The following is a 20592-nucleotide window of genomic DNA, read 5'->3' as shown; positions in this document are numbered from 1 at the left end:
CATGGGTGAATTTGCAACCGCGCGTACCCCTGCGCCGGACGAGCTGGACCCGATCGAGCGCGCCAGCCGCGACGAGCTGCAGGCCCTGCAGCTCGAGCGCCTGAAGAAGACGCTGCGGCATGCCTACGACAACGTGCCGCACTACCGCGCCGCGTTCGACGCGAAAGGCGTGCATCCGGAGGACGTGAAAACGCTGGCCGACCTGGCGAAATTCCCGTTCACGGACAAGAAGACGCTGCGCGACAACTACCCGTTCGGCCTGTTCGCCGTGCCGCGCGAACGGGTGGTGCGCATCCATGCGTCGAGCGGCACCACCGGCAAGGCCACGGTGGTCGGCTATACGCGCAACGATATCGATACCTGGGCCGATGTGGTGGCCCGGTCGATCCGCGCGGCCGGCGGCCGCGCCGGCGACATGGTGCATATTTCCTACGGCTACGGCCTGTTCACGGGCGGCCTTGGGGCGCACTACGGCGCCGAGCGGCTCGGCTGCACGGTCATTCCCATGTCCGGCGGGCAGACCGAAAAGCAGGTGCAGCTGATCCGCGATTTCGAACCTTCGATCATCATGGTCACGCCCTCGTACATGCTCAACATCATCGAGGAATTCCAGAAGCAGGGCATCGATCCGGCCGCGTCGTCGCTGAAGGTCGGCATCTTCGGCGCCGAGCCGTGGACCGAGGCGATGCGGCGCGAAATCGAACAGCGCGCCGGTATCGACGCGGTCGACATCTACGGCCTGTCCGAAGTGATGGGCCCTGGCGTGGCCAGCGAATGCATCGAGAGCAAGGATGGCCCGGTTATCTGGGAAGACCATTTTTATCCGGAGATCATCGATCCGGAAACGGGCGAGGTGCTGCCGGACGGCGCCGAAGGTGAGCTGGTGTTCACGTCGCTGACGAAGGAGGCGATGCCGGTGATCCGCTACCGGACGCGGGACCTAACGCGCCTGCTGCCGCCCACCTCGCGCGCAATGCGCCGCATCGGCAAGATCACGGGCCGGTCGGACGACATGCTGATCATCCGCGGCGTGAACGTGTTCCCCACGCAAATCGAGGAACTCATCCTGAAAATACCGCGGCTGGCGCCGCAGTACCAGCTCGTCGTCACGCGCGAAGGACACCTGGACAAGCTCGACGTCGTCGCCGAACGCCGGCCCGAGGTGCCCGAGTCGGCCAGCCTGGAGCTGGCACGGGAGCTGGAACACTGCATCAAGACGCATGTCGGCGTATCCACGCGCGTGAGCGTGGTGGGCACCGACGGCATCGAACGCACGCTGACGGGCAAGGCCCGCCGCGTGATCGACAAACGCCCGAGGAACTGACATGGAAGCATTCATTATCGACGCAATCCGCACGCCGTTCGGCCGGTTCGGCGGCGCGCTGGCGAACGTGCGGGCGGACGACCTGGCCGCCATTCCCATCCGCGCGCTCATCGAGCGCAACGCAGGAATCGACTGGAGCCGGGTCGACGACGTGCTGTACGGCTGCGCCAACCAGGCCGGGGAGGACAACCGCAACGTGGGCCGCATGGCCGCGCTGCTGGCCGGCCTGCCGCCCGACGTGCCGGGCAACACGATCAACCGGCTGTGCGGTTCCAGCCTGGACGCGGTGGGCACGGCGGCGCGGGCGATCCGTGCCGGCGAGGCGCACCTCGTCGTCGCCGGCGGCGTGGAAAGCATGACGCGCGCCCCCTTCGTGATGGGCAAGGCCGACAGCGCGTTCTCCCGCACCGCGAAGATCGAGGATACAACGATCGGCTGGCGCTTCGTCAACCCGAAGATGAAGGAGCTGCACGGCATCGACAGCATGCCGGAGACGGCGGAGAACGTGGCGCAGGAATTCGGCGTGAACCGCGCCGACCAGGATGCGTTCGCGCTGCGCAGCCAGCAGCGCTGGGCCGCCGCGCACGCCGCCGGTATTTTCCAGGCCGAGATCGTACCCGTCACGCTGCATTCGAAGAAGGGCGAGTCGATGGTATTCGATACGGACGAACACCCGCGGCCCGATACCACGTCCGACAAGCTGGCGAAGCTGAAGGGCGTGGTGCGGCCGGATGGCACCGTTACGGCCGGCAATGCCTCCGGCGTCAATGACGGCGCCGCGGCCCTGCTGCTGGCATCGGGCGCGGCGGTCGAACGGTACGGGCTGAAGCCGCGCGCGAAAGTGCTGGGCATGGCCGTGGCCGGGCTGCCGCCGCGCATCATGGGCTTCGGCCCGTCGCCGGCCTCGAAGAAGGTGCTGGCGCAGCTGGGGCTGTCGATCGGGCAGATGGATGTGATCGAGTTGAACGAGGCGTTCGCCGCGCAGGCGCTGGCCGTCACGCGCGACCTGGGCTTGCCCGATGACGCGGCGCACGTCAACCCGCACGGCGGCGCGATCGCGCTCGGCCACCCACTGGGCGCTTCCGGCGCCCGGCTCGTCACGGCGGCCGTCAACCAGCTCGAACGCACGGGCGGGCGCCACGCACTGTGCACGATGTGCATCGGCGTGGGGCAGGGCATCGCCGTGGTGATCGAACGGGTTTGAACGGCGATGGTCAAAGTCTATGAGATCAATGGCGTGCGCCCGGTCGTGCACCCGAGCGCCTACGTGCACCCGACTGCAGTGCTGATCGGCGACGTGATGGTGGGGCCGCGCTGCTATGTGGGGCCGCTGGCTTCGCTGCGCGGCGACTTCGGCCGCATCGTGCTGCAAGAGGGCTCGAACGTGCAGGATGGCTGCGTGATGCATGGCTTCGCCGACACGGATACGGTGGTCGAGGTGGATGGCCATATCGGGCATGGCGCCGTGCTGCACGGCTGCCGCATCGGGCGCAACGCCCTCGTCGGCATGAATGCGGTGGTGATGGATAACGCGGTGGTGGGCAGCGAGAGCATCGTGGCGGCCATGAGTTTCGTGAAGGCGAACATGGAGATTCCGCCGCGCAGCATGGTGATGGGCACGCCGGCGCGCATCGTGCGCGCCGTAAGCGATGCCGAAATCGCGTGGAAGAATGTCGGCACCGCCCAGTACCACGAACTGGCCGTGCGCTCGCGCGAGACGATGCGCGAAGTGGAAGCGCTCGCGGAACCCGAGCCAGACCGGCCGCGCATCGCCTGGGAAAGCTCGGTCCCGCTGCACGTGCACAAGAAAACAACCTGAACGGAGACGAACATGGGTACTTTGCAAAGCTTTGTCACAGGCCGCTGGCACGGCAGGGAAGCGCACCAGCCGCTGCACTCGGCGCTGAACAACAGCCTGATCTACCACACGCATGCCGAAACGATCGATTTCGGCGAAGTGCTGGACTATGGCCGCAAGACGGGTATCCCGGCGCTGATGGCGCTGGACTTCCAGCAGCGCGCCGCGCGCCTGAAGGCGCTGGCGCTGTACCTGATGGAGCGCAAGGAGCACCTGTACGAGATTTCCCGCTTCACGGGCGCCACCCGGCCGGACAGCTGGGTGGACGTCGAAGGGGGCATCGGCACGCTGTTCGCCTACGCCAGCATTGGCAGCCGCGAACTGCCCTCGTCGAACGTGCTGCACGAAGGCCCGGCCATGGCGCTCGGCAAGCGCGGCGGCTTTGCCGGCACGCACATCCTCGTGCCACGCGGCGGCGTGGCGGTGCACATCAATGCCTTCAATTTCCCGATCTGGGGCTTGCTGGAGAAATTCGCGCCCAGCTTCCTGGCCGCCATGCCGTGCATCGGCAAGCCGGCCACGGCCACGAGCTACGTGACGGAAGCGCTCGTGCGCATGATGCACGACTCCGGCCTGTTGCCGGATGGCGCCTTGCAACTGGTGATCGGCAGCACCGGCGACCTGCTGGACCGGCTCACGGGTTTCGATGCCGTGACCTTCACCGGTTCGGCCGATACGGCGCAGAAGCTGCGCTCGAACCGCAACCTGATCGCCAACTCGGTGCCGTTCACGGCCGAAGCGGACTCGCTGAACTGCGCGATCCTGGCGCCGGACGTGACGCCGGACGATCCGGAATTCGACCTCTTCATCAAGGAAGTGGCGCGCGAGATGACGGGCAAGGCGGGGCAGAAGTGCACGGCGATCCGTCGCGTGATCGTGCCGCGCGAGCGGGTGGACGCGGTGGCGGAACGGCTGCGCGACCGCCTGTCCAAGGTAACCATCGGCGATCCGGCCATCGAAGGCGTGCGCATGGGTGCATTGGCCTCGAAGGACCAGCAGCGCGACGTTGCCGCCCAGGTCGAGCGGCTGCTGGCGGGGAACGAGCTGCTGCACGGCGGCGAGCTGAAGCTGGTGGGCGACGGCGTGCAGGATGGCGCGTTCTTCGCGCCCACGCTGGTCATGTGCCGCAACGCGATGGAAAACGAGGCCGTGCACGACATCGAGGCGTTCGGTCCGGTCAGCACCCTGATGGCGTACGAGGGCATCGACGAGGCGCTGGCGCTGGCGGCGAAAGGCAAGGGCAGTCTCGTGTCCACGCTGGTGACGAAGGACCCGCGCACCGCGGCTTATGCGGTGCCGGTGGCGGCGGCCCATCACGGTCGCGTGCTGGTGCTGGAGCGCGAGGCGTCCGTGGACTCGACCGGCCACGGCTCGCCGCTGCCGCAACTGAAGCATGGCGGCCCGGGGCGTGCCGGCGGCGGCGAGGAACTGGGCGGCATCCGCGCCGTCAAGCACTTCCTGCAACGCACGGCGGTGCAGGGTTCGCCGACGATGCTGTCCGCGATCACCGGCGAATATGTGCGCGGTGGCGCGGTGCGCGAATCCGAGGTGCACCCGTTCCGCCGCCATTTCGAGGATTTGCAGGTGGGCGATTCACTGCTCACGCACCGGCGCACGGTCAGCGAGGCAGATATCGTGAACTTCGGCGGCGTCTCCGGCGACTACTTCTACATGCACTTCGACGATATCGCCGCGAAGGACACGCAGTTCGGCAAGCGCATCGCGCACGGCTATTTCGTGCTGTCGGCCGCGGCGGGCCTGTTCGTGTCGCCGGCGCCAGGACCGGTGCTGGCCAACTACGGGCTGGACAACCTGCGCTTCATCACGCCGGTGGCGATCGGCGACACGATCCGCGCCCGGCTCACGTGCAAGCGCAAGGTCGACCGCAACCGCACCGACGACAGGGGCGTGGGGCAGGGCGTCGTCGCGTGGGATGTGCAGGTGACGAACCAGAACGACGAGCTGGTGGCCAGCTATGACATCCTGACGCTGGTGTCGAAGCGGGCCTAGCCTGCCAATCCGAACGGATCCTCGATCGAGCGGGCCGGCCGGGTAAACCAGCGCGGCCCGTTTTCCGTCATGTAGAAGTGGTCTTCGTGGCGGATGCCGAATTCGCCCGGCACGCAGATCATCGGCTCGTTCGAGAAGCACATGCCCACGTCGAGCGGCGTCTTGTCGCCACCCACGAGGTAGGGCCATTCGTGGATGTCGAGGCCGATGCCGTGGCCGGTGCGGTGGGGCAGGCCCGGCAGTGCATAGCCGGGGCCGAAGCCGCTGGCCTCCAGCGAGCGGCGTGCCGCCGCGTCCACTTCCTCGCAGGGCACACCGAGTCGGGCTGCCTCGAACGCTGCCTGCTGTGCCGCCTTTTCCGCATTCCAGACGGCGCGCTGGCGCTCGCTCGGCGTGCCGAACACATAGGTGCGCGTGATATCCGAGATGTAGTCGTGCAGCTTGCAGCCGGTGTCGATCAGCACCGTGTCGCCGTCCTTCAGGGTTTGCACGTACGACACGCCATGCGGGAATGCCGTCGCCTCGCCAAACAGCACGATCACGAAATACGAGCCGGCCGGCGCGCCCACCTTGCGGTGCGCCCGGTCGATGAACGCTTCGACTTCCTTCGTGGTGATCCCCACCCGCAGGATGCTGGCGGTGGCGATGTGCACGGCCATCGTCATGTCCTTGGCGCGCTGCATCAGCGCGATTTCGGCCGGCGACTTGCGGGTGCGGCAAAACGCCGTCACCGCCTTCGCATTGACAAGGGTGTAGTCCGGGGCTTGCTGGCGGATGCCGTCGGAGGTGAAGAAAGGCGTGCTCTCGTCGATGCCGATGTGCGCGCCGGGCGGGATGCCCAGGCCCTTGATGACGCCGGCGAACAGCGCGCACGGGTCTTCGTGCTCGTGCCACGTATGCACGTGGCCATCGACCAGCATGAAATCCTTCAGCGTGGCTTCCTCGAAGGCGGGCGCGAGATATACCAGCGGCCCCTCGGCCGGCAGGATGGCGCCCACCATCCGCTCGCTCGGGTGCCACTTCATGCCCGTGAAGTACAGCAGGTTCGTGCCCGCGTTCAACCAGACCGCCGCGACCTGCTGCGCGCGCATATACGCCTGCGCCTTCGCGATGCGCGCCAGGTGCTCCTCGCGCCCGATCGGCACCGCCCCCGCCGTCATGTCCACCAATCTGGCCAGTGCCTGTTCGACCGTCTTCCCGCCAATGCCCATGCCCGCTCCTTCCAACGAAGCGGGCATCATATCAGCGCCCCTCGGAACTGTTGTAAAAAATCGGGGACAGTCCCCAGCCGTGGATCGTTGCGCGGTTGCCACGTTTCGCCATGCTCGCGCGGCAAAAACGCAACGGATTCCGGGTGGGGACTGTCCCCGTTACTTCCCTGTTACTGGGTTACCACACTCACCTTGTCGACCACGAACGATGTCTGCAGCGACGAGTCTTCCGTCGCGGCGAACGACAGCCGCACGGTCTGCCCCTTGTAGGCCAGCAGGCTGAAGGTGCGCACCTGGTAGCCGGCGGCGGCGTTGGCGTTGGAGTACGTGGCCAGCGTGCCCAGCGTGGTGCCGGCGCTGTTCTTCACCGTGACCACCAGCTTGTCGTAGACGGTGGTGCCGGTTTCGGCGGTGTCGATGTGCAGCGCGAAGGACAGCGCGGCCGACGTGGCCGTCGACGGGATCGCCACGTCCTGCGTCAGCGTTTCGGTGGCCGTGGCGCCGTTGCCGCCCAGCCAGGCGTAGCGGCTGCCTTCGTAGGCCGTCTGGCCGCCGAAGGTGCCGATGGCGCCCGTGCTGCCGGCCCAGCCGGTGGTGCCGGATTCGAAGCCGCCGTTCACCACCCGCTCGCTGCCCGTGCCGCCGCCGGTGCCGCTGACCGTCAGCGTCGCATTGCCCGAGGTGGCGGTGGCTGCCGCCGCGTCGGTCACGGTAGCCTTGAATACGGCGCCGTTGTCGGTGGACTGGGCGGTGAACGAGTAGGTGGCCGCCGTGGCGCCGCTGATCAGCGAGTTGTTGCGGTACCAGCGGTAGCTGTACGGTGCCGTGCCGCCCGAGGCGGCGACGGTGAAGCGCGCGGTGCCGCCGGCAGAGACGGTCATGTTGGCCGGCTGCGTGGCGATCGCCAGGGCCGTGCCGCCGGTGCCGCTTTCGGCCACGTCCGTGCCTACGTTGATCGCGGCGTAGGCGCGCCGCACGGCGATCGCTTCGCGGCTGCCCGCGCCATACAGTTCCTCGGCCGAGGCGATCATCTTCAGGCGCGCATCGGCATAGTTGGTGGACGAGGTGAACTTCGTCGTATTCGCCTTGAACCAGATGCGGAAGGCCTTGTCGTTGCCGATGCCCGTCATCGCCAGCGGCTGCTGGGTGAGGTAGGAGCTGTAGTACTCGCTGCTGCTGCTCGAATTGGAGCCCTGCGACAGGAAGTAGAACATGCGGTTGTTCGGGCCGCTGCTGTAGTGCACGTTGAGGTTCTTGATCGTGTTGCTCCACGCGTTCGGGCTGCTGCCATCCTTGCTCGGCTTGTACATATAGCGCAGCGGCTGGCCGGTTCGGCTGATCTCGCGACCCATCACCCAATCGTTGCCCGTGGCGGGGATCACGCTGCCGGTGCCACCGGCGCGGGCATAGGCTTCCGTCATCTCGCCGCCGATGTCGGACGACGATTCGTTCAAGCCGCCCGACTCGCCCGAGTACACGAGGTTCGACGTGGCATCCGTCACGCCGTGGTGCATCTCGTGGCCGATCACGTCGATCGAGCCGAGGTTGTAGAACGCCGTGCCGCCGTCGCCGATGTACATGCACTTGCAGCTCGGGTCGAAGAAGGCGTTGTCGTACTGGTTGTCGACGTGCACGGCGATATAGGTCGACGTATTGTTGCCGTCCAGGCTTTGCCAGCCCAGCACGTTCTTCATCGCGTCATAGGTGTTCATCAGGCCCCACAGCGCATTCACCGCGGCCGTCTGCCCGTTGGCGTTGGTGGTGCTGCCGCCGTTGATGTACTGCTGGCCGTCGCCCCAGGTATTGGTGCTGTTGGTGTAGATGTTGCCGGGGGTCGGATTCGATTCCGGCGCATGGTTCGCATTGGTGATCGCCATGCCGCCAAAGCGCCCGCCGGTGCCGCGCGAGCCGTCCAGCATCTGGTAGGTGCTGCCCGAGAGCGTGGTATTGATCGGCACGGTACCGTTGTACTGGCTCTTGCCGGTGCCGGCCACGGTCTGCAGCGCATCCCACTCGGCAATCACTTCGCCGGTGTGGGCGTCGAGGATGCTGTCGCGGTAGATGAGCCTCTTGTTGACGACCATGCGCGTCTGCACCAGGTAGGCCAGCGCATAGCGCTCGACCACTTCTTCCACGTCCAGCGCGTTCAGCGCGCTTTCGGCCTTGTTCTCCGCGCCGGGCACGCGCACGGTCTTCATGACCGGATAGATCAGCAACTCCGCTTCCGGCTTCCAGCGATGCTTGCCCAGCGGTGCGACGCGGCGCATCACGGCGGCAATGGCATCTTCCTTGGCGATCGCCGGCGTCACGTCCGGCGCCGGACGGGAGCTGGCCAGGTTGGCGCGCGAGCCGTCCAGGCCCTCACGGCGATTGGAAGCGGACTCGCTGACGATCTCGCCGTCGTCATCCGTGACGATGACCGAGTCCGAGCCGAACACCCGCAAGCCCTTCCACGTATGCTGCGCGCGCACGATGCGCGTGCCTTGCGCACCGGGCTGCTGCCGGCCGATCCTGAAGCCATGATCTTCGTCCAGGCCGGCCGCGACGCGGCGCGATGCCAGGCGGTTCTCGAGACCCGCCTTGGCGGTGGCCGTCAGCTCCTGGGCCGGGCCGGCCATCAGGCTGTCGGGCAGCATGCCGCGCGATTGGGCGGCGGCGCCGCCGCCGAAGGGAAGGATGGCGATCGCGGCCGCCAGGATGCTCAAGCGAAGGTTCATTTCATCTCCAGAAGTGAAGTGACAGGCCCGCCATGAACGCGGGTGAACCGCGACGTTATGCAATAGGCAACAGGCAAGTCAAAAATCTTCCGAAATGAGTCGCTGAGCTCGTTTTTGTTAAGAATGGGACACCTTGCCTAGCGCGAACATTCGGTCCTGAGCGCACGATTGGTCTATTTTGTATGCGCGATGCAACGGTCGCGAAATGTGCCGCGGTTTTGCACGCTCAAGCAACAATTAGCCGTACACTACAGTGACACCGGCGTGGCCAACCAGGCCCGCCGGGCCAACAAGAACAGCGCACCGGGAAGGTACAACGTTACGGGCATAAATAAGCGCTGAGGCACACTTCAGGGAAGCAACCATGACCACGCAAGCACACCTTCGCTTCATCCAGGCTCCACACCGCGCGCCACCTACATAGGCAGCCGCCGCGCCGATAACATCCTTCGCGTCCAGCCCGTCGCCCCGTGCCCGGCGGCGGCGCGACGCATGACTTTTACAAGGAGCGCCCTCGCGGGCGTGGAGCCATGCTGTCCATCGCTACCAAAGTAGAACGCATCGTCATGGATTCGCCCTTTCTCAGCGAGGGCTTGCGCCGTGGCTTGATCAATCTGTCCGAACTGGCGCGCCAGCTGCAGCCGCAGCTGGAAAGCGACTTGTGGAAACCCGTGGGGCAAGCCGCCGTCGTGATGGCACTGCGCCGCGTATCGGAACGCCTGCCCGCGCAGGGCGCGGGAGCGCAGGAAATCGCGCTGGCGCGCAAGACCGGGCAGCTGACCGCACGCACCGACCTCGTCGAACTGACATGGCGCGAGTCGGCCCGCACCGACGCCTGCCACCGCGAACTGCTGGCCAGGGCCGATCGCCGCGGCGACATGTTCCTGACGGTGACGCGCAACGTGAACGAAGCGATGGTGGTCTGCAGCCGCCCGCTGATTCCGCTCGTGGAAGCCGTGTTCGACGGCGAATGCCTGCTCGCCCGCCTCGACAACCTGAACGCCGTGACCCTGCAGCTATCGGACGAATCGCACCGCACGTCCGGCGTCTACCATGCCATCCTGAAGAAACTGGCATGGGACAACGTCAACCTCGTGAACATGATTTCCACGCATTCGGAGCTGACCCTGATCATGGATCGGGAGCATGCGGGGGCGGCGTTCGCGGTGCTGGCGGGGATGGTGACGCACTGAGCGCGGTTCCTTGGTGTCAGACATCATTTCCGAAGGAAATGGTGTGTGACACCGGTTTTCCGGCGAGGCATCCAGCGCCTCTCGGGCAAGCCGTGTTGATGCTTCATGGGAAAACCGGTGTCAGACACCAGTGGATCAGGCATCGACGCCTACTTCTTCTCCTCGTCCGTCGAGAAATCCAGCTGCGGCGGCCCGTCCTCCGCCGGCGCGCCGTAGTCGGCCGGCGCATCGATCTTCAGCTCGACTTCCTCGGTCATGTCGGTGCGCGTCTCCACCGCCACCAGCTGCGGGAACGCGATGATCAGCGCCACCATCAGCACCTGGATGCACACGAACGGAATCGCGCCCCAGTAGATGTCGGAAGTCTTCACTTCCTTCGGCGCGACCGAGCGCAGGTAGAACAGCGCGAAGCCGAACGGCGGGTGCATGAACGACGTCTGCATGTTCACGCCCAGCAGCACGCCGAACCAGATCAGGTCGATGCCCAGCTTTTCCGCCACGGGCCCCACCAGCGGCACGAGGATGAAGGCCAGCTCGAAGAAGTCGAGGAAGAACGCCAGCACGAAGAACAGGATGTTCACGGCGATCAGGAAGCCCGTCGAGCCACCCGGCAGGCTGGTCAGCAGATGCTCCACCCACAGGTCGCCGTTTACGCCGCGGAACACCAGCGCGAACACCGTCGAACCGATAAGGATGAAGATCACGAAGCACGACAGCCGCGTGGTCGACATCATCGCCTGCGTGAGCAAGGGCCAGGTAAGCCGGCGGTTCAGCAGCGCCAGCACGAGTGCGCCCACCGCGCCCATGCCGCCACCCTCGGTGGGCGTGGCCAGGCCGATGAAGATCGTGCCCAGCACGAGGAAGATCAGCGCCAGCGGCGGGATCAGCACGAACACCACCTTTTCGGCCATGCGCGACAGCAGGCCAAGCTTCGCGTACCGGTTGGCCAGCGCGAACACGAAGGCGCCGACGATGCCCAGGGCCGCCGAAAAGATGCCTACTTCGTCGCGGTGCGCATCCGGATGGCTTGCCTCGTACCAGTGCGCGAACGCATAGGACGCCGCCACGGTGGCCGCCACCAGTACGAGCAGCGAGCGGATGCCCGAGTCGCCGTTCGGCTCGCGCAGGTTGCGCGCTTCCGGCGGCAGGGCCGGCGCATGGTGCGGCTTGAACAGCGACACGGCCAGCACATAGCCGGCGTACATGGCCGTCAGCAGCAGGCCGGGGCCGAATGCCGCCTTGTACATATCGCCCACCGAGCGGCCCAGCTGGTCCGCCATCACGATCAGCACGAGGGACGGCGGGATGATCTGCGCCAGGGTGCCGGAGGCGGCAATCACGCCGGTCGCCAGGCGCTTGTCGTAACCGTAGCGCAGCATCACCGGCAGCGAGATGAGGCCCATCGAGATCACCGACGCGGCCACCACGCCGGTGGTGGCGGCCAGCAGCGCGCCCACGAAGATCACGGCATACGCGACGCCGCCGCGGATCGGCCCGAACAGCTGGCCGATCGTGTCCAGCAGGTCTTCGGCCATGCCGGAGCGTTCCAGGATCAGGCCCATCAGCGTAAAGAACGGAATGGCCAGCAGCGTGTCGTTGGCCATGATGCCGAAGATCCGGTTCGGCAGCGCCTGCAGCAATTCCGGTTTCAAGAGGCCCAGCTCGATGCCGACAAGGCCGAAGAACAGCCCATTGGCCGCCAGCGCGAAGGCCACCGGGAAACCGCACAGCAGGAACAGCACCAGGGTGCCGAACATGATCGGCGCGATATTGGCGATGAGGAAGGCTTCCATTGTCCGGGTCCCGTCAGTGCGGCTGGTTGGCTTGCCGGATCGCCTCGATCTCCTGCTGCGGCGTGGGCGCCCCCTTCGTGAAGGCGCTCGCGTCGAGCCGCCCGCGCAGGTACTCGATCCGCTTGATGATTTCCGACAGGCCCTGCAGGATCATCAAAGCGAAGCCGATCGGCACCAGGATCTTCGCGGGCCACACGATCAGGCCGCCCGCATTGCTGGACATTTCACCGCTCTTCAGGGAGTTGAGGCCGAATGGAATCCCGTAGTACAGGATCACGCAGCAGATGGGCAGCAGGAAGAGGAAGAAGCCGAACAGGTCGATCCAGACCTGGGTGCGGCGGGAAAAGCGGCCCACGATCACGTCGATGCGCACGTGCTCGTCGCGCCGCAAGGTGTGGGGAGCCGCCAGCATGAAGACCGCGGCAAACAGGTACCACTGGATCTCCAGCCAGGCATTGGAACTGAGGTTGAACGAGTACCGGATGAGCGCATTGGCCGCGCAGATCAGCACCGCGGCGAGCAGGGCCCAGGCCACCACCGCCGCGATCCGGTCGTTCAGAAAATCGATTGCCCTGGATATTGCCATCAACATCGTTGTCTCCTTTGCTTCCTTCTGAAGGGCGCTGCGTTGGCGCCCGGGATCGCTTCGGTGATGCGGTGACGAGGGCTATCGTTTACATGGCGGTCTGCTCCGCTTGTTGGCCAGCGAGCTGCTGGCGGATGCGGGCGATCGCGGCGCGCACCTGGTTCGGCGCCGTGCCGCCCACGTGGTCGCGCGCGGCCACGGAACCTTCCAGCGTCAGCACCTCGAACACGTCCTCGCCGACCAGCGGCGAGAAGGCGCGCAACTGCTCCAGCGACAGGTCGGCCAGGTCGCAGTTCGCGTCCACGCAGGCGCGCACGGCGTGCGCCACGGCTTCGTGCGCGTCGCGGAACGGCAGGCCCTTCTTGACGAGGTAGTCGGCCAGGTCGGTCGCGGTGGCATAACCCTGCAGCGCGGCGGCGCGCATCGCTTCCGGCTTGACGGTGATGCCGCCGGCCATGTCGGCGAAGATGCGCAGCGTGTCGACCACGGTGTCCACCGTATCGAACAGCGGTTCCTTGTCTTCCTGGTTGTCCTTGTTGTAGGCCAGCGGCTGGCCCTTCATCAGGGTCAACAGGCCCATCAGGTGGCCGTACACGCGGCCCGTCTTGCCGCGCGCCAGTTCCGGCACGTCCGGGTTCTTCTTCTGCGGCATGATGGAGGAGCCCGTGCAGAAACGGTCGGCGATGTCGATGAAGCCAACGCGCGGGCTCATCCAGATCACCAGCTCTTCCGACATGCGCGACACGTGCGTCATGACCAGCGAGGCGGCGGCCGTGAATTCGATGGCGAAGTCGCGGTCGGACACGGCGTCCAGCGAGTTGTGGCACACGTCGTCGAAGCCCAGCGTCTGCGCCACGCGCAAGCGATCGATCGGGAAGGTGGTGCCGGCCAGCGCCGCGGAACCCAGCGGCAGGCGGTTCACGCGCTTGCGGCAGTCGGCCATGCGCTCGGCATCGCGGCCGAACATCTCCACGTAGGCCAGCATGTGGTGGCCGAACGTGATCGGCTGGGCCACCTGCATGTGCGTGAAGCCGGGCAGGATCGTGTCCGCATGCTTGTCCGCCAGGTCCACCAAGGCGGTGCGCAGCTGGTGCAGGAGGCCGGTGATGTCGTCGATCGCCGAGCGCACGTACAGGCGGATATCGGTGGCTACCTGGTCGTTGCGGGAACGGCCCGTGTGCAGGCGCTTGCCGGCGTCGCCCACCAGCTCCGTGAGGCGCTTCTCGATGTTCAGGTGCACGTCTTCCAGGTCCAGCAGCCATTCGAACTGGCCGGATTCGATCTCCTGCGTGATCTGCGCCATGCCGCGGCGGATCGCTTCCAGGTCGTCGGCGGGGATGATGCCTTGCGCGGCCAGCATGCCGGCGTGGGCCAGCGAGCCTTCGATATCGGCCTTCCACATGCGCTTGTCGAAGAACACGGAGGCGGTATAGCGCTTGACGAGATCGGAAACGGGTTCGGAGAAGCGGGCCGACCAGGCCTCGCCTTTTTTGGAGAGTTGTTCAGTCATGATGAGAAGGTCCAGGTAATCCGTCGATTATAGCCAACGTTGGTTCCCTGCCCACTATTTATGCACGGATGCTATTGTTGTGTTTTTGACGACAGGAGGGCTCATGAAGAAGTCGATCGCACTGTTCGCCGCTTTACTCCTCGCCACGGCCGGCATGGCCGGGGGCGCCTCGGCCGAGGGGGCGCGGCAGGAAGACGTGGCCAGCGTCGATGCCGTGGTCGCCGCGCTGTACGACACGCTTTCCGGTCCCGCCGGCAAGGCGCGCGACTGGGACCGCCTGCGCGCGCTGTTCCGCGCGGATGGAAAAATGATCGTCCACGGCCAGAACAAGGAAGGCGCATTCACCACGCGGGTGCTGTCGGTCGACGACTACATCGCCCGCGTCACGCCGCTGTTCGCCAAGGAAGGCTTCTTCGAATCGGAGCTGGCGAGGAGGAGCGAGCAGTTCGGCCAGATCGCCCACGTGTTCTCCACTTACGAATCGCGCCACGCAAAGGAGGAAGCCAGGCCCTTCCAGCGCGGCATCAACAGCATCCAGCTCGTCAACGACGGCACGCGCTGGTGGGTGCTGTCGCTCGTGTGGCAGGCCGAGACCGACCGCAATCGGCTGCCGGAACGCTACCTGAGGCCTCGCTGATGGATTTCGCCGTCGATACCGACAAGGCGCGGCTGGACGTCGCGCGCATCCACCGCTACCTGAGCGAAGAGTCCACCTGGGCGCTGGGGATACCCCTGGAGACGGTCGAGCGCTCGATCGCCCACTCGCTCTGCTTCGGCGGCTACGCCGGCGGCGCCCAGGTGGCGTTCGCGCGCGTGATCACGGACCAGGCCACCTTCGCCTACCTGCTCGATGTGTTCGTGCTGCCCGAACACCGGGGCAAGGGTTACAGCACGCGCCTACTCGATGCGGTGATGGCGCACGCCGCCTTGCAGGGCCTGCGAAAATTCATGCTGACCACGAGCACCGCCGCTCCGCTGTACGCGCGCTATGGCTTCGTGTCGCCCGCCGCGCCGGGAGCGCTGATGGAGCGCAGCTTCCCGGACCTTTATCGCCAGCCCCCGGCACCCTGACAGTCGCTCCGGCGCGACGCTCCCGGTCGCGTTGGTTTGAATTTTGCCGCCGTCCTGCCTGGAGTACGGCGAACCGACAACGATAACTTTTCGACATGCATACCATGCAACCATACCCCGTGGCCGGGAACCGCGTCGTGCAGCGCTGGCGCCACACCATCACGTTCGAATGGGAGCGGGGGCCGTTCTCGGCCAGCCTGTCGAACACGTTCTCGTCCTCGTACGAAGATCAGAATTCGGCGATCAATACCGACGACGGCAGCGTGGCGGCGCCGAACCACGTGTCCTCGTACACGCTATGGGACCTGTCGGCCGCATCGCAGGCCAGCCGCGCGCTGAGAATCCGTGCCGGGGTGCAGAATATGTTCGACCGCAGCCCGCCGTTCTCGAACCAGGCGTACCACTTCCTTTCGGGTTACGACCCGACGTACACCGACCCGCGCGGGCGCCGCTTCTAAGCCAGTGTGACCTACGCCTTCAGATAGGGCCTTTCAAGAGGGGAGCCGATGTCCAAGTTCTTCGCCGCCATGTTCCTTGTCCTTGCTGCCTTCACTGGCCTCCTGGCCAATGCGCAAACCCTGGAGCACGTTCCCGAGGAACCCGCGGCGGAGAAGCCGCCCCTGCCGAAGGCGAAGGGTTCGCTGGTGATCATCGGCGGCGGCCTGCGCGCCGACAATGCCGACGTGTGGCAGAAGATCGTCAGCCTGGCGGGCGGCAGGGGCGCGCGGATCGCCGTGTTCCCTTCGGCCTCCGGCAACCCGGAGCGGGCGGCGGCGGCCAGCATCGCCTACCTGAAGAAATACGGCGCCGAACCGTTCGCCGTGCCGGTGGCGCAGCGGCTTGCCAACAGCGACTATCGCAAGGCGGCGGACGACGCGGCGCTGGCCGAGAAGATCCGCACGGCCGACGGCGTGTATTTCGCGGGCGGCGACCAGGCCCGCATCACGCAGGCCCTGATCCGCGAGAACGGCACGCGCACGCGGGCGCTCGAGGCGATCTGGGACCTGTACCGCCGCGGCGGCGTGGTGGCCGGCACGAGCGCCGGCGCGGCGATCATGAGCAGCACGATGTTCTACCGGCCCAACGCGATCCTGGCCATGCTGCGCGGCGGCGTGAAGGATGGCCAGGAAATCGCCCCTGGCCTGGGCTTCATCGGCGACGACGTGTTCGTCGACCAGCACCTGCTGGTGCGCGGCCGTTTCGCCCGCATGATCCCGGCCATGCTGGCCAAGAACTACAAGCTTGGCCTGGGCGTGGACGAGGATAGCGCCGTGGTCATCAATGCCCAGCGCGAGATGGAGGTGATCGGCTACACGGGCGCGCTGCTGCTGGACCTCACCCTGGCGGTGAGCGATACCAGCAAGCCCGACTTCAACGTCAGCAATGTGCGGATCAGCTACCTGGATCGCGGCGACAAGTTCAACATCATCACGCAAAGCTTCACCCCGTCGCCGGACAAGGCCGGTGGCAGGCTGGACCCGGCGCGCACGGCGTATCGCGGCCCCGTCTACAGCAACGACATCCTCGGCAACCACGCGGTGGTAAGCCTCATGGAAAGGCTGGTCGACAGCGACCAGGAAGAGGCGATCGGCATCGCCAGCGGCAACCCGCGCTCCACCACACCGGAAGTCGGTTTCGAATTCCGCTTCACGAAGACGCCGGAAAGCGTGGGCTACATTTCCAACACGGTCGAGGCGTATTCGGTGCTCAACATCAGGCTCGATATCCGGCCCATCGATATTCCCCGCCCGCTCTACCGTTATCGCGATGCCAAATAGTTGGATCCAGCCGGCGCGCCGGCGCGTACAAGGCCACGCGGTACACATTCATCCCCGAACGGGGATTTCGGCGTCTCTACCTTGCAGGATGGGCGCGCCGCTTTGAAGCCGGCAAGGTCGGCCTTACAATGGCCGCCTCTCATTGCCATCGGAGCCACAGCATGCGCCTCTCCTTCCTTGCCGGCCTGGCCTGCCTCGCAGTGTCCGGCGCGGCCTTCGCCGCCCAACCCGCCACCGTGCGGCTCGACTATATCCACAGCGGCAATGCGCTCTCGGAAGGCTATGCGATGGACCGCGTGGTGATCGAACCGCTGCCATGGCCGGGCGACATGACGCGCACGCTGGACGATACCGGCCGCGGCATCAACAAGGTGGAAGTGGTGGATGCCAGGACGGGCAAGCTGCTGTACTCGCGCGGCTTTTCCACCGTGTTCGGCGAATGGAAGACGACGGACGAAGCGGCGAAGCTCACGCGTGCGTTCGGCGAATCGGTACGCTTCCCGAAGCCCGATGCGCCCGTCAAGGTGCGCATCCTGAAGCGGGACGAACGTAACGAGTTTTCCATCGTGTGGAGCGTGGATGTCGACACCGACGCGCTCGACGTCGTGCGCAAGCAGCCGCCCGCGCCGGGCAAGCCGATCCCGCTTCGCGTCAGCGGCCCGTCGCCGCAAAAGGTGGACTTGCTGATCCTGGGCGACGGCTATACGCGCGCCGAGCTGGGCAAGTTCGAGCAGACCGCGAAGCGGCTGGCGGACCACCTGTTCACCGTGTCGCCGTTCAAGGAGCGGGCCGCCGACTTCAATGTGTGGGGCCTGGCGGTGCCGACGGAAGAGTCGGGCGTGAGCCGGCCGTCGACGAACACGCACCACGCCTCGGCGCTGAACACGCGCTACGACATCTTCGGCAGCGAGCGCTATGTACTGACCACGGATAACCGGGCACTGCGCGATATCGCCCAGCATGCGCCGTATGAATTCATCGAAATCCTCGTCAACAACGATACCTATGGCGGCGGCGGCATCTACGGCCAGTTCAGCACCGCGGCGGCGAACAACGACTGGGCCAACTACCTGTTCGTGCACGAGTTCGGGCACCACTTCGCCGGCCTGGCGGATGAGTACTACACCTCGCCCGTCGCCTACCAGTCGAGCGCGGAAAGGCCCGAGCCCTGGGAGCCGAACGTGACGGCGCTGCGCGATCCGGCCAACGTCAAATGGAAGCATTTCGTGAAGCCGGGCACGCCGCTGCCCACGCCGTGGCCGAAGGCGGAGTACGAAGCGCATTCGCGCGAATACCAGAAGGTGCGCGCCCGCCTGCGCAAGGATAACCGCCCCGAATCGGAGATGAGCAAGCTCTTCGCCGACGACCTGGCGTGGACGAATCGCCTGTTCTCGAAGGCTCCGCATCGACATGCGGTCGGCGCGTTCGAAGGCGCGAACTACGAGGCGAAAGGCTACTACCGCTCGCAGCAGCAGTGCCTGATGTTCGATCGCAGCGAAGCGTTTTGCGCGGTCTGCGCCGAGGCGGTGGGGCAGACGATCGATCTGTATTCGCGGCCGGGGAATCGGTAAGAAAGATAACAAAATGTTACTAGGTACGGTAGCGCACGGTCGATAGCATCTGGAAACTTTATTCTGATCACGTGACAGAACGAAACGTATTCAGAAAACCACGAGAAAGGTGCCAATCATGAACAAACTGCTCGCAACCCTGATCGCCGGCGTGTTCGCCACCGCAACCACCGCCTACGCGCAGACCAACGACGTGACGAAGGCACAGGCCGAAGCCCAGAAGGACATCGCCAAGGCCCAGGACAAACAAGCGAAAAAAGTGGCTGACGCCAATGAAGACGTAGCGAAAGCCCAGGCCAAGGCGAACGAGAAAGTCGCCAAGGCCCAGGCCAAGGCCGACGAAGCGCACCTGAAGGCCGGCGAAAAAGTCGCCAACGCCGATCCGGAAGACCGCCTGAAAGCCGAAGCGAAGGCTGACAAGAAAATCGCCGCCGCCGACGCCAAGGCCGCCAAGGCCGTCGCCAAGGCCGATGCCAAGGTAGCCGAGGAAGTGGCCGAAGCCGACAAGGAAAAAGCCCTGGCCGCCGCCAAGACCGAGCAAGCCATCGCGAAGGCCAATGCCGACGTGAAGAAGGAAGCTGCCAAGCACTAAGCTGACCAGCTAAACGGATGAGCCCGTGTCCCCGTGGTGCCAGGCACCGCGGGACACGAGCTCGACGGTAATTACAGCTGAGCCTGTGTCTCTGGGGTCTGACCCCACGAGACACGGGCTCAGCTGTTTTTGTTGCTTGCGGCGGACAAATCGGGCCCAGCAGAAACACCACAGGTCTGCCTTGTTTCAAAGGGAGATCACGCGATAGCAAGCGGTCACGGCAGTATTGTAGTTGACGCACGTCAAGATGGCGTCGATTCCAGCGGGCAATCTCTCACTTCCCTTTGATGTGTTTTATGGAGTAGTGATGAAGAAACCGATGGCATTGATCCTGCAAGGTGGCGGCGCGCTGGGCGCTTTCGAGTATGGCGTAGTGACCGCGCTGGTCGAGGAGGGCTGGTATCCGAAGGCTGTCACCGGCGTGTCGATTGGCGCGATCAATGCGGCGTCCATCGCCGGCGCCAAGGGTGGCGACATTGCCGCCAGCCTGCGCAAGATGTGGCAGGCGATCACGCTGCCGACCGTGCCCTGGTGGCCGGCCGCGAAGCAGGCCAGCCTGTCCTTGCTGGGCAATCCGAACTTCTGGCTGTCGCGCACCGATTACTGGCGCATGCCGAACTGGAACAGCTACTGCACCACCGCGCCGATGCTGAACACGCTGGCGCAACATCTCGATTTCGACCAGCTGAACAACCCGAAGCACGTCCGCTTCGGCGTCACCGCCACCAGCCTGCACACGGGCGGCCAGACCACGTTCTCGAATTACACGGCGAAAGGCGCCCATCTGCAAAGCTGCCACCACAAGGCGGTGCGGGCGCAACTTACGCCGTCGCACATCGTGGCCAGCGGCAGCCTGCCGCCGGGCTTCCCCGCCACGCGCATCGACGGCACCGATTACTGGGACGGCGGCCTGTTCTCCAACACGCCGATCGATTCCCTGCTGAACCTGCTGGAGCCGGACGAGATCGCTTCGCTGCCGATCTTCGTCGTCGACCTGTTCCCGACCGATGGCCAGCCGTCGCCCACGAATATGCAGGAAGTGCAGACGCGCGCGACCGCGCTGCAATACCAGAACCGCTTCTGGGCCCAGTACGGCGGCGAGGCCAGGCTCGACGGCTTCCTGGCCATGCTCGACAAGCTCGATGCGGTAGCGGGAAGCACGGCCGTGGCGGATATGCCAGCCTACGACTGGCTGATGCGCCTGCGCGCGCTGAAGAACCTGCACGTGATCGCCAGCAGCCCGGCGGCAGCCGGTGGCGACCATGATTTTTCGGAGCATGGCGTGAACATGCGGTATGAGGCGGGGCGGGCGGCGGCCAGGCAGTATCTGGCGCGGATGGTGCAGCAGCCGCGGTTGAAGGCGGCGGCTTGATCGGGA

At 65.7% G+C, this 20592-nt stretch carries 17 protein-coding genes; 12 read left to right on the top strand and 5 right to left on the bottom strand.

Annotated features, from left to right (window positions below):
• The first annotated feature begins 1 nt into the window (after window position 1).
• From paaK to paaZ, 4 genes are read left to right on the top strand one after another with little or no spacing between them, the layout of a single operon-like run.
• Window positions 2-1324 carry a phenylacetate--CoA ligase PaaK gene (paaK, locus tag V6Z91_RS04255; RefSeq protein ID WP_338767072.1) on the top strand — a complete coding sequence of 441 codons (1323 nt, stop codon included), beginning with the start codon at window positions 2-4 and terminating at the stop codon, window positions 1322-1324.
• Between the two features lies 1 nt (window position 1325).
• Window positions 1326-2528, top strand: a complete 1203-nt coding sequence (gene pcaF / locus V6Z91_RS04250; protein ID WP_338767070.1) for a 3-oxoadipyl-CoA thiolase — start codon at window positions 1326-1328, stop codon at window positions 2526-2528.
• Window positions 2529-2534: 6 nt separating this feature from the next.
• Complete coding sequence (locus tag V6Z91_RS04245) at window positions 2535-3143, top strand: phenylacetic acid degradation protein PaaY (protein ID WP_338767067.1); 609 nt, start codon at window positions 2535-2537, stop codon at window positions 3141-3143.
• 12 nt (window positions 3144-3155) lie between these two features.
• Window positions 3156-5192, top strand: coding sequence for a phenylacetic acid degradation bifunctional protein PaaZ (paaZ, locus tag V6Z91_RS04240; RefSeq protein WP_338767064.1), 2037 nt, complete (start codon window positions 3156-3158; stop codon window positions 5190-5192).
• Here the strand turns inward: paaZ and V6Z91_RS04235 are convergent.
• Both V6Z91_RS04235 and V6Z91_RS04230 read right to left on the bottom strand, forming a co-directional pair.
• Entirely contained in the window at window positions 5189-6403 is a 1215-nt protein-coding gene (locus V6Z91_RS04235; RefSeq protein ID WP_338767061.1) for a Xaa-Pro peptidase family protein, read from the bottom strand. The genes paaZ and V6Z91_RS04235 overlap by 4 nt on opposite strands.
• A gap of 170 nt (window positions 6404-6573) precedes the next feature.
• On the bottom strand, window positions 6574-9120 hold the full coding sequence (locus V6Z91_RS04230) for a M4 family metallopeptidase (protein ID WP_338767058.1): 2547 nt from the start codon (window positions 9118-9120) through the stop codon (window positions 6574-6576).
• Between the two features lie 530 nt (window positions 9121-9650).
• Here V6Z91_RS04230 and V6Z91_RS04225 point away from each other — a divergent pair.
• Window positions 9651-10313 (top strand): hypothetical protein, encoded by a 663-nt coding sequence (locus V6Z91_RS04225; protein ID WP_338767055.1) that lies wholly within the window; start codon window positions 9651-9653, stop codon window positions 10311-10313.
• Between the two features lie 149 nt (window positions 10314-10462).
• Here the strand turns inward: V6Z91_RS04225 and V6Z91_RS04220 are convergent, their stop codons facing one another.
• From V6Z91_RS04220 to argH, 3 genes are all read right to left on the bottom strand, one after another.
• Window positions 10463-12106, bottom strand: coding sequence for a TRAP transporter large permease subunit (locus tag V6Z91_RS04220; protein WP_338767052.1), 1644 nt, complete (start codon window positions 12104-12106; stop codon window positions 10463-10465).
• A 13-nt stretch (window positions 12107-12119) separates the two neighbouring features.
• On the bottom strand, window positions 12120-12698 hold the full coding sequence (locus tag V6Z91_RS04215; RefSeq protein ID WP_338767049.1) for a TRAP transporter small permease subunit: 579 nt from the start codon (window positions 12696-12698) through the stop codon (window positions 12120-12122).
• 82 nt (window positions 12699-12780) lie between these two features.
• Complete coding sequence (gene argH / locus V6Z91_RS04210) at window positions 12781-14202, bottom strand: argininosuccinate lyase (protein ID WP_338767046.1); 1422 nt, start codon at window positions 14200-14202, stop codon at window positions 12781-12783.
• A 103-nt stretch (window positions 14203-14305) separates the two neighbouring features.
• On the opposite strand from argH, the gene V6Z91_RS04205 reads away from it, so the two are divergent.
• From V6Z91_RS04205 to V6Z91_RS04175, 7 genes are all read left to right on the top strand, one after another.
• On the top strand, window positions 14306-14839 hold the full coding sequence (locus V6Z91_RS04205) for a hypothetical protein (RefSeq protein ID WP_338767044.1): 534 nt from the start codon (window positions 14306-14308) through the stop codon (window positions 14837-14839).
• Window positions 14839-15273, top strand: a complete 435-nt coding sequence (locus V6Z91_RS04200) for a GNAT family N-acetyltransferase (protein WP_338767041.1) — start codon at window positions 14839-14841, stop codon at window positions 15271-15273. The genes V6Z91_RS04205 and V6Z91_RS04200 overlap by 1 nt, the downstream gene beginning before the upstream one ends.
• A gap of 104 nt (window positions 15274-15377) precedes the next feature.
• A complete protein-coding gene (locus V6Z91_RS04195; RefSeq protein ID WP_338767039.1) occupies window positions 15378-15731 on the top strand; it encodes a hypothetical protein in 354 nt (117 codons plus the stop codon).
• 48 nt (window positions 15732-15779) lie between these two features.
• On the top strand, window positions 15780-17051 hold the full coding sequence (locus tag V6Z91_RS04190; protein ID WP_338767036.1) for a cyanophycinase: 1272 nt from the start codon (window positions 15780-15782) through the stop codon (window positions 17049-17051).
• 161 nt (window positions 17052-17212) lie between these two features.
• Window positions 17213-18622, top strand: coding sequence for a M64 family metallopeptidase (locus tag V6Z91_RS04185; protein WP_338767034.1), 1410 nt, complete (start codon window positions 17213-17215; stop codon window positions 18620-18622).
• Between the two features lie 118 nt (window positions 18623-18740).
• Window positions 18741-19214, top strand: coding sequence for a hypothetical protein (locus V6Z91_RS04180; protein WP_338767032.1), 474 nt, complete (start codon window positions 18741-18743; stop codon window positions 19212-19214).
• A 307-nt stretch (window positions 19215-19521) separates the two neighbouring features.
• Entirely contained in the window at window positions 19522-20586 is a 1065-nt protein-coding gene (locus V6Z91_RS04175; RefSeq protein WP_338767029.1) for a patatin-like phospholipase family protein, read from the top strand.
• Window positions 20587-20592 lie beyond the last annotated feature (6 nt).

Source organism: Massilia sp. METH4, from assembly GCF_037094685.1.
Lineage (GTDB): Bacteria > Pseudomonadota > Gammaproteobacteria > Burkholderiales > Burkholderiaceae_D > Rugamonas.
This window is presented reverse-complemented; position numbering and strand designations above follow the sequence as displayed.